Raw genomic sequence first — 9,610 nt, forward strand, 5'->3', positions numbered from 1 at the left:
TGTTGCGAGCCAGGGTAATTATATGGTAGAAGTCAGATTTTCTGCCATAACGATGAAAAAAGAGTTAATAAAAAAATACCTACGTGGTGAATGCTCCTTTGAAGAAGAGCAACAGGTAAAGGCCATTTTAGAAACTAAGGACGGTTCACAGTTACTTGACGATCTGGCCGATGAAATATGGCAACAAGAACCAGACCCTAAGCAAATAAGTCTAGATGATGCCAGACTATTTAGAAATATAGAGAATAGCATCCCTCGCAAAAAGGTAGTGCCCATACGATCTTATATAGGTTATGCTGCCAGCTTTATACTTATTGCATTAGCGACCTTCTTCGTAATACAATATGAAACAGATGATCCTCAGAAAAAAAATCTGGCGGTCTCAGAAAAAATTACCAAGTCAACCTCAAGAGGTCAAAAATCTACAATCATGCTTAGTGATGGCTCGAAGGTTATCCTAAACTCAGAGAGTTCGATTACTTATAATAAGTATTTTACTGATACCTCAAGAAACATTACGCTGATTGGGGAGGCCTTTTTTGAAGTGGCTAAAGACAAGAAAAGGCCATTTAATGTGACCTCTGGGGCCACGACCACCACTGCCCTGGGCACATCATTCAACATAAATAATCGTACCAAAAAGCAACGTATTTCTTTAGCAACCGGTAAAGTCAAAATTATATCTACTGTTATAACTCAAACCTATACACTTGATCCCGGAGAAGCTCTAGACATAAACAGCAGCACTAAAGAAGCTACAAAACTCGCTTTTGACATCAACAAAGACCTGTCGTGGAAAGATGGGATACTCTTTTTTGAAAATGACAAAGTCGCAGAGATCATAAGTACGCTGGAGCTTTGGTATGATGTAAAAATCAACATCACTGATAAAGAAATTTTGGCCAAAAAATATACTGGTCGCTTTGAGAATTCAAGCCTTGAGCATGTACTGAAAAGTATGTCTTTCGCTCTGGATCTGAGCTACCAGATGAATGGCAAAAATATAACCATTAAAAACGCAAACTAAACCTGACCTAATATGATAAAACCAACTACACAAAAGATAAGCAAGTACCTTATTTGGTGCTTGTTTATCATTATTCTACATTTTCCTGCCTCGGGAAATGACACAGTTAAAAGTGTGAGAGAAGTATTTATAGACTTGAATTTGGTAGAAGCCTCCGTACAGGAAGCTTTTGAGCAAGTAGAAGCTAAAACCCAATTTAAATTTCATTACAGTAAACCTAAAATCAATTTAGACACAAGGTTTTCTCTACAGTATAAAAAAGTATCTGTGGCTCAAATACTCACTGATATTGCCAAAGAAACCAGATTAAAATTCAGACAGGTTAACAATATCATAAGTGTAAACAAGCTGGACGAATCTCAACCACAGGAAGAGGTAATCGAAATAGAAGAGATGATGCGGCCGATTACAATACTCGTTACTGACGAAAAAAATGCAGCTCTTCCCGGAGTAAACGTAGTAGTGAAAGGCACTTCGATTGGCTCTACCACAGATTTATCCGGAAAGGTAAATCTTGATGTGCCGGAAAATGCAACGGTACAATTAAGTTTTGTGGGGTATAAAACGCAAGAAATAGTAGTTGGCAATCGCTCAAACATCACAGTTACAATGATGCCTGATGTGGAGCAACTGCAGGAGCTCGTCATTGTTGGTTCCAGAAACGCCCCACGATCATCAACAGATACTCCCCTCCCTGTAGATAAGCTGTCTGCAGATGAACTTGTCTCAACCGGTCAGCCTACATTTGACAAAGCCTTGCAATATCGGGTACCGTCATTTAATACCGTACAGACACCGGTAAACGATGCTACCTCACTTCTGGATCCCTATGAAATAAGAAACATGGGACCAAGCAGAACGCTCATCCTTATCAATGGTAAAAGAAAAAATCTAAGCTCATTGCTTTACACCCAAACTTCTCCCGGTAGAGGAGAAACAGGTGCAGACATCTCGGCAATCCCAACAGATGCAATTAAGCGTGTAGAAATATTGAGAGATGGTGCTTCTGCGCAGTATGGATCAGATGCTATTGCAGGTGTTATGAATATTGTATTAAAAGATAGCGATGAGCCGGGCTCATTTACACTGCGAACAGGTATTACTTCAGAAGGTGATGGCGAGATGCTAGGCATTTCTTTAAACAATGGCAGCTCAATAGATGACGGCAGAGGCTTTGTAAACTACACTATAGATCTATCAAAGGTAAATCTTGCCAACCGACCAGGCATTGTTGACGGAGGTACGACTAATCTGGGTGCAGAAAATCGACCTTTAGCTGGTGGTGAATATGCTGATTTCGTATATACAGACCCAGATGATCCTGACAATTACTCAGGCGGAGTAATCACCGCACCAGAGAGAAATGCAATTTTAGCCAGCAATGCCGCGGGTATTGATGCTGTTAATAACTTCTTGGCGTTAAAACCTGATGCGGGCAATATCAATGGTTCACCAGAAACTACCTCTGCTAAGTTTTTGGTAAATAGCGGCCTAAACCTGAGCGAAGTATCAAGACTTTACTTTAATGCTGCATATGTCTACAAAAAAGTAAACAGCTTTGCCAATTACAGAACACCCTATTGGCGAACAGAAGCTGATTTTCCCTATCTGGCAGATTTCTTTCCCAATGGGCCGAATGGAGAATATATTGGTTATGTACCAACCTTCGATGGAGACCTGAATGATTATAATGGAACGATCGGCTTCAAATCAAACCTAAATGGGTGGAACTATGACGCAAGTTTTACTACAGGGGGCAACAGACAAACTTATACAGTTAGAAATTCTCATAACAGAAATACCGTACTTACACCGCCTACCTATCTTGGCGACCTCAACAACAATGGCGTAGTTGATAGCAACGAAATACAACAAGGCGTCAATCTATACAGAGAAAATAGCCCGATCACCTTCGATCCGGGTGGAACTCAGTTTTCTCATATAGTGGGTAACATCGACATTTCAAAAGCGGTAAATAACCAATTGGGTGTGGCTTTCGGAGCTGAGTTCAGATCAGAAACTTTTGAGGTGATTGAAGGCGAACTGGCTTCTTATGATGGTGGTGGTGCAGATTCCTTTGCCGGTAATAGACCAGAAAACTCAGGTAAATTTAACCGATACAATTTTGGCGGCTATGTAGATGTAGCTTACGACATTACAGAAAACTTCCTCATTAATGGTACTGCTAGGGTTGAAAATTATAGCGATTTCGGTACTACCTTCGTTTGGAAACTGAGTTCAAGATATAAAGTAATTGGCGACAGACTTATCCTAAGAGGGTCGGCTTCTACAGGATTCAGAGCACCAACACTACATCAGATTTATACTCAAAAGGCTCAGTACAGCTTCGTGCCCGGATCGGGTATCCAGGTTGGTGGTTTGGTAAATAACGTGTCTACACAAGCTAGTTTACTCAATGTCCCTCAACTTGATGCGGAAGAATCTACAAATATCACTGTAGGGTTTGGATCGGAGATTAACGAAAACTTTAATGTTACGGTCGATTACTACAACATACAGGTAGATGACAGAATTGTGTTAAGTACAGAAATTGGCCCTACAGAGGCTGGAAATACAGCACTCGACCAGGTACTTACAGCCAATAACCTTTCCGACTTAAGCTTTTTTGTAAATGCCATAGATACAAGAACTTCGGGTATAGACGTGGTAGCCAATTATAGAAATATAACACTTGGAGCCGGAGAGCTTAACTTAAATCTATCAGGTAATTACACCATAGAAAATGAAAGAGTTGGTGAAGTTAACAACCCGGAGATAGTTGCCGATGCCGGTCAGTCTGTTGTTAATGAAACGCAGGAGGCCTTATTCTTTACTTCAAGGCCTAAAACCAAATGGATATTCGGAGCGAACTACAACTTAGGCAAATTTGGCTTTTCTCTTAACAACACTTATTTCGGAAAAACTACTTTCAGACAGGATGGCTTGGACACTAACCTCAAAACAGAGTTTAAGCCTAACGTAGTTACTGATTTAGGCATCAACTACTCAGCTTCAGAAAAGGTAAATGTCACGTTAAACATAAATAACATTTTTAATGTGTTGCCAGAGTGGGAGTTCGTAGCGCTCAATGAAAGTGGTGATGCAATTTTGGCAGATTCTAATCTTACTTTGGAGCAATCTAATTTGATAACATTTAACCAAAGGTATTCTCAAATGACTTATGATGGTTATCATTTCAGTCAGCTGGGTACCATGTTTAATTTGACAGTGAACGTACGATTTTAATGTTTAGGTTACATTAAGTCCTATGATGGGGTCGCTAAAAAATGGCGACTCCATTTAAAGAGTTTAGAAGTTGAAAGTAATATAGGTTCGTTACGTTGTACTACAACGTAAGCTTTCAGCTTCTAATTTTTGCAGTTTTACAGGTTGCATTTAAGGTCACTCGAAAGGGTGACCTTTTTAGTTGCTAATTATTACTTTGTGGTATTGGTCATGCAGCCAAAGTCTTGCTTCTTCAAAGCTCTCCAGTGCAATAATATTCCTACCCGTTAAAGACACAATGGTATCTAACATAATGCGCTTGAAAGCGCTAAGACCAATTACTGCTGTAGCAATTACGTAAGGATTGTTGCGTCTGACATTTTCTCTCACTTTATTGATCAGCGCAGTATTAAACTGCGTTTTATCAACATTTACTAAAGACAATACAGACCTTTCGGGTTGTTTTTTTATGATTGCGTGATTAGCTTCTATCACTTTCAGACAATCTTCGATGGTACTGTGGGAAACATCTGTGTAGACGATCTCTACATCTTTAAACTGAATTATTTCGCAAGAAGCCACTATATCACAAATTGTAGTTTAGGTTATTTCAAATATAAACTACTGATTAAAAAAAATGTTAATAAAATTTAATTTTTTGAGAATGTGACTGCATTCAAATTACTCATCCACCCGATATAAAAAGGAGTAAACAACCTGTCTTCGTTTCTCCAGTTTTCCGATATTTACAGTTGGAATACACTACATTCCAGTAACCACTACAAGCATTTCATATGTATTTAATTTTTGATACCGAAACCACCGGTCTTCCGCACAATTATAGTGCGCCTATTACAGATTTAGACAACTGGCCGAGGCTGGTACAGATTGCCTGGCAGTTGCACGATGGAGATGGTAGCTTACTCTCAAGTGAAAATTATATTGTAAAACCCGAAGGCTTTACTATTCCCTTCAACTCCGAAAAAGTGCATGGTATTTCTACCAAACGCGCTTTGGAAGAAGGTCATGATCTGGCAGAGGTACTTCAAAAATTTAAATCTGACCTTGAAAGAACGCAAGTAGTCATCGGCCATAATGTTGATTTCGATAATCGCGTTGTAGGTGCAGAATTTGTTAGGGTAGACAGAGAGGATGACGGTAATGAGCTGCAAGAAACTGATAAAATTGATACTTCTGAGGTATCTAAAGAATTTTGTCAACTTAAAGGAGGTATAGGTGGTCGCTTAAAATCACCAAAGCTCATTGAGCTGCACGAAAAGTTATTTGGTGTACCTTTTGATGATGCCCACGATGCTGCATATGACGTAGATGCTACTGCCAAATGTTTCTTCGGTCTGATTAAAGAAAAGGTTGTAAAACCGATCGATGAGACTGCTGTAGAAGACATCACCTATCAACGGCCTGACCTTGACGATGCCAACTTTGCTAAAAAAGAAAAATCTACCACCGTACATATGGGTGGCGATGCTGAGGCAGCAAAGAATATCGATCATGCTTTTTCTCACCTACACGTACACACACAGTACTCTGTACTACAGGCTGTACCCAACATTAAAGGCCTGATTGCCAGAGCCAAAAAATACAACATGCCAGCGGTCGCCATAACCGACCTGGGCAACATGTTTGGTGCTTTTAAATTTGTGAGAGAAGCACTCAATAATGAAATAAAACCGATTGTAGGTTGTGAGTTTTTTATTGCAGAAGAGCGAACCAAGCTCAAGTTTACCAAAGACAACCCCGACAAAAGATATAATCAGGTTCTAATCGCTAAGAATAAGGATGGATACCATAACTTGGCAAAGCTTAGCTCCCTGGCTTACATGGAAGGTCTATATGGCATCTATCCACGTATAGACAAAGAATTGGTTAAGCAATATTCAGAAAATGTAATTGCGCTTACCGGAAGCCTGAGTAGCGAAATCCCTTATTTGATATTAAATGTTGGTGAGCACCAGGCAGAAGAGGCCTTTCAATGGTATCTCGATGTTTTTAAAGACGACTTTTATGTCGAGCTGATCCGTCATGGACTAGAAGAGGAAAGTAAGGTAAACGATGTACTACTTGCTTTCGCCAGAAAATACGATGTAAAGGTAATTGCTGCCAATGACGTTTACTATCTTGATAAGGAAGATGCTAATGCCCACGATGTTTTGCTTTGTGTAAAGGAAGGCGAACTGCAATCTACACCAAAAGGTCGTGGCCGGGGTTTCAGATACGGATTCCCTAACGAAGAATACTACTTTAAGTCTCAGGAAGAGATGAAAACTCTCTTCAGTGATATTCCTGAAGCTATCGAAAATCTAAGCGAGTTGATCGACAAAATTGAGCCCTACAAGCTCGATCGTGATGTCTTGCTTCCGGCATTTAACATACCTGATGAGTTTAAAGACCCGGCTGATGATGAAGATGGTGGCAAGCGAGGTGAGAATGCTTTTTTAAGACACCTGACTTATGAAGGTGCAAAAAAGCGATATGAAGAAATCACCGATGAAATAAGAGAGAGATTAGACTTTGAGCTCGAAACCATCCGCAATACAGGGTATCCGGGTTACTTCCTCATCGTACAGGATTTCACCACCAAAGCGCGTGAAATGGGCGTCTCTGTTGGTCCGGGCCGGGGTTCTGCTGCAGGTTCTGCTGTAGCCTATTGTATTGGTATTACCAATGTCGACCCAATAGCGTACGACCTACTTTTTGAGCGATTTCTGAATCCTGATAGGGTGTCACTTCCCGATATTGATATTGACTTTGATGATGAAGGTCGTGATAAAGTAATACAATATGTAATTGACAAATACGGCCAAAATCAGGTAGCACAGATCATCACATACGGTACAATGGCTGCCAAATCATCAATCAGAGATGCAGCACGAGTGATGGAGCTACCGCTTATGGAAGCCAACGACCTGGCCAAACTCGTACCTGAGAGACCCGGCACTTCTTTGGACAAAGCATTTCGAGAAGTCAAAGACCTGGAACAGATACGCCAGGGCACTGATCTAAAAGGTCAGGTGTTAAATCAGGCCAAAGTATTAGAAGGCTCTGTAAGAAACACAGGTACACACGCCTGTGGTGTAATTATTACGCCAGACGATCTTACCAAATTCATTCCGGTTTCTACAGCCAAAGATTCCGATATGCTTATCACGCAGTTTGACAACAGTGTGGTTGAGGATGCCGGAATGCTTAAAATGGACTTTTTAGGCCTAAAAACCCTTACCATTATTAAAAGTGCCATCGCCAATGTAAAAGCACGGCATGGCATCGAAATAGACATTGAAAGCGTACCCCTTGATGACCCAAAAACTTATGAGTTGTACCAAAAAGGATATACCAACGGTACATTCCAGTTTGAGTCTCCGGGTATGCAAAAGCACTTACGCGCACTCAAACCAGATAAGTTTGAAGACCTTATAGCCATGAACGCCCTGTACAGACCGGGGCCGATGGAATATATACCAAACTTTATCGCCCGTAAGCATGGTGATGAAGAGATCACCTACGACATCGAGGACATGAAAGAAAACCTCGCTGAAACGTATGGTATCACAGTTTATCAGGAGCAAGTGATGTTGCTCTCGCAAAAGTTGGCTGGTTTTTCTAAAGGTGATGCCGATGTGTTACGTAAGGCCATGGGTAAGAAAATATTTGCCTTGCTGGAAAAACTTAAGCCTAAATTTATCGATGGAGGTAAAGAGCGTGGCCACGATCCTAAAATTCTTGAGAAAGTCTGGAAAGACTGGGAAGCTTTTGCGGCTTATGCTTTTAATAAATCTCACTCTACCTGCTATTCTCTGGTGGCGTATCACACGGCCTACCTCAAGGCCCACTACCCTGCTGAATATATGGCGGCCGTGCTCACGCACAACCAAAGTAATATTGAGAAAGTCACCTTCTTTATGGAGGAGTGTCGTAGCCAGGGCATCAAAGTACTTGGGCCTCACATCAATGAATCGCAGGTAAACTTTGCGGTAAACAAAGAAGGAGAAATACGTTTCGGATTAGGCGCTATCAAAGGTAGTGGTGAGGCGGCTGTTGAAGCCATAATACAGGAAAGAGAGGAAAACGGGCCGTTCAAAGATATTTTTGAGTTTGCCGAGCGCGTTAAACTCAGAACAGTAAATAAGAAAACATTTGAATGCCTGGCGATGTCTGGTGCCTTTGATTGTTTTCAGGAATACCACAGAAGACAATATTTACACGCTGCTGAGGGCGAATTGAGCCTTATTGAAATGGTAATTAAGTACGCCAACAAAATGCAGCAAGAGGCTGACAGTGCTCAGGCTTCGTTGTTTGGTGGTAGCGCAGGTGTAGAAACTCCCAAGCCAAAAGTAAGTCCTATCGAGCCATTTGGTGAGATCGAAAAGCTTAATATCGAGCGTGATGTTGTCGGCCTTTATATTTCGGGCCACCCATTAGACGATTTTGCTTTCGAAATAGAAACTTTCTGTAACACAGAGCTTAAAGAGCTTGAAGATCTGAATGCTTTACAAGCCCGAGGAGAAGTTCGTTTGGCTGGTATCGTTTCTAGTTTTGCCCACAGAACTACCAAAAACGGAAAACCTTTTGGAACGCTCACACTTGAAGACTACAATAGTAATTTTACTTTCTTTTTGTTTGGTGAAGACTACCTGAAATTTAAGGAATACTTAATGCAAGGCTGGTTCTTGTACATTCAGGGTACGGCCGCAGAGCGTAAATGGGGAGGCCCACAGCTTGAGTTTAAAATTAGAACCATTGAGTTGCTCAATGACCTGAGAGATAAGAAGAGTAAAGGTGTGAGGGTAAATGTAAATGTCGCCCAACTAAGCTTGTCTACGATCGAAGAGATTGAGCGCCTTTGTCACAAGCATAAAGGTGACTGTCCGCTGCATGTGAAGCTTATGGATGCTGAGGAGAATATAATGGTAGAATTGATGTCGAGAAAGTACAAAATAAACCCTAGTAATGAGCTGATTAAGGCCATGAAAGAAATACCGGAAATTAAGTGCCGTGTGTTGGTTTAATCAAACATAAAAATCCATTTTCTGTTATCTCTCAAACTAAACGTATATGGAATTCATTCTTCAATTGATACTTACCCCGGTCGCTATCGTGATTATGTCTCGTGCTGTAGACGGTATTTACATCAAGGACTTCAAGGCCGCTTTTATTACTTCCTTGTTGATTATTATCGTGGGCTTTTTAGTTGGCTGGCTACTTACTTTTATTCTAAATGTGGCTACTCTGGGTCTGCTTTGGCTGGTTGGTCTAGGCATTATCACACGCACAATTGCTTACGCCATAATCATTGAAATTATCGATCAGTTTAGAAGCGATTTCAACACAAAAGGCTTT

5 protein-coding genes are annotated in these 9,610 nt (G+C 40.8%); 4 read left to right on the plus strand and 1 reads right to left on the minus strand.

What is annotated here, in order from left to right:
- Window positions 1-1,027 (plus strand): FecR family protein (locus E1176_RS11680; RefSeq protein ID WP_222933135.1); only part of this gene is annotated, 1,027 nt, incomplete at its 5' end.
- A 12-nt stretch (window positions 1,028-1,039) separates the two neighbouring features.
- On the plus strand, window positions 1,040-4,273 hold the full coding sequence (locus tag E1176_RS11685) for a TonB-dependent receptor (RefSeq protein WP_246206010.1): 3,234 nt from the start codon (window positions 1,040-1,042) through the stop codon (window positions 4,271-4,273).
- A 177-nt stretch (window positions 4,274-4,450) separates the two neighbouring features.
- Here E1176_RS11685 and E1176_RS11690 read toward each other — a convergent pair whose 3' ends face one another.
- The gene (locus E1176_RS11690; protein WP_155210795.1) at window positions 4,451-4,834 is read right to left on the minus strand and encodes a hypothetical protein; all 384 of its coding nucleotides are present in this window, start codon (window positions 4,832-4,834) and stop codon (window positions 4,451-4,453) included.
- 212 nt (window positions 4,835-5,046) lie between these two features.
- Between E1176_RS11690 and dnaE the strand changes: the two genes are divergently transcribed.
- Together dnaE and E1176_RS11700 are read left to right on the plus strand one after the other, a co-directional pair.
- The gene (gene dnaE / locus E1176_RS11695; RefSeq protein ID WP_155210796.1) at window positions 5,047-9,279 is read left to right on the plus strand and encodes a DNA polymerase III subunit alpha; all 4,233 of its coding nucleotides are present in this window, start codon (window positions 5,047-5,049) and stop codon (window positions 9,277-9,279) included.
- 46 nt (window positions 9,280-9,325) lie between these two features.
- On the plus strand, window positions 9,326-9,610 hold a 285-nt coding region (locus E1176_RS11700), incomplete at its 3' end, for a phage holin family protein (RefSeq protein WP_155210797.1).

This window comes from Fulvivirga aurantia (assembly GCF_009711475.1).
Classification (GTDB): domain Bacteria; phylum Bacteroidota; class Bacteroidia; order Cytophagales; family Cyclobacteriaceae; genus Fulvivirga; species Fulvivirga aurantia.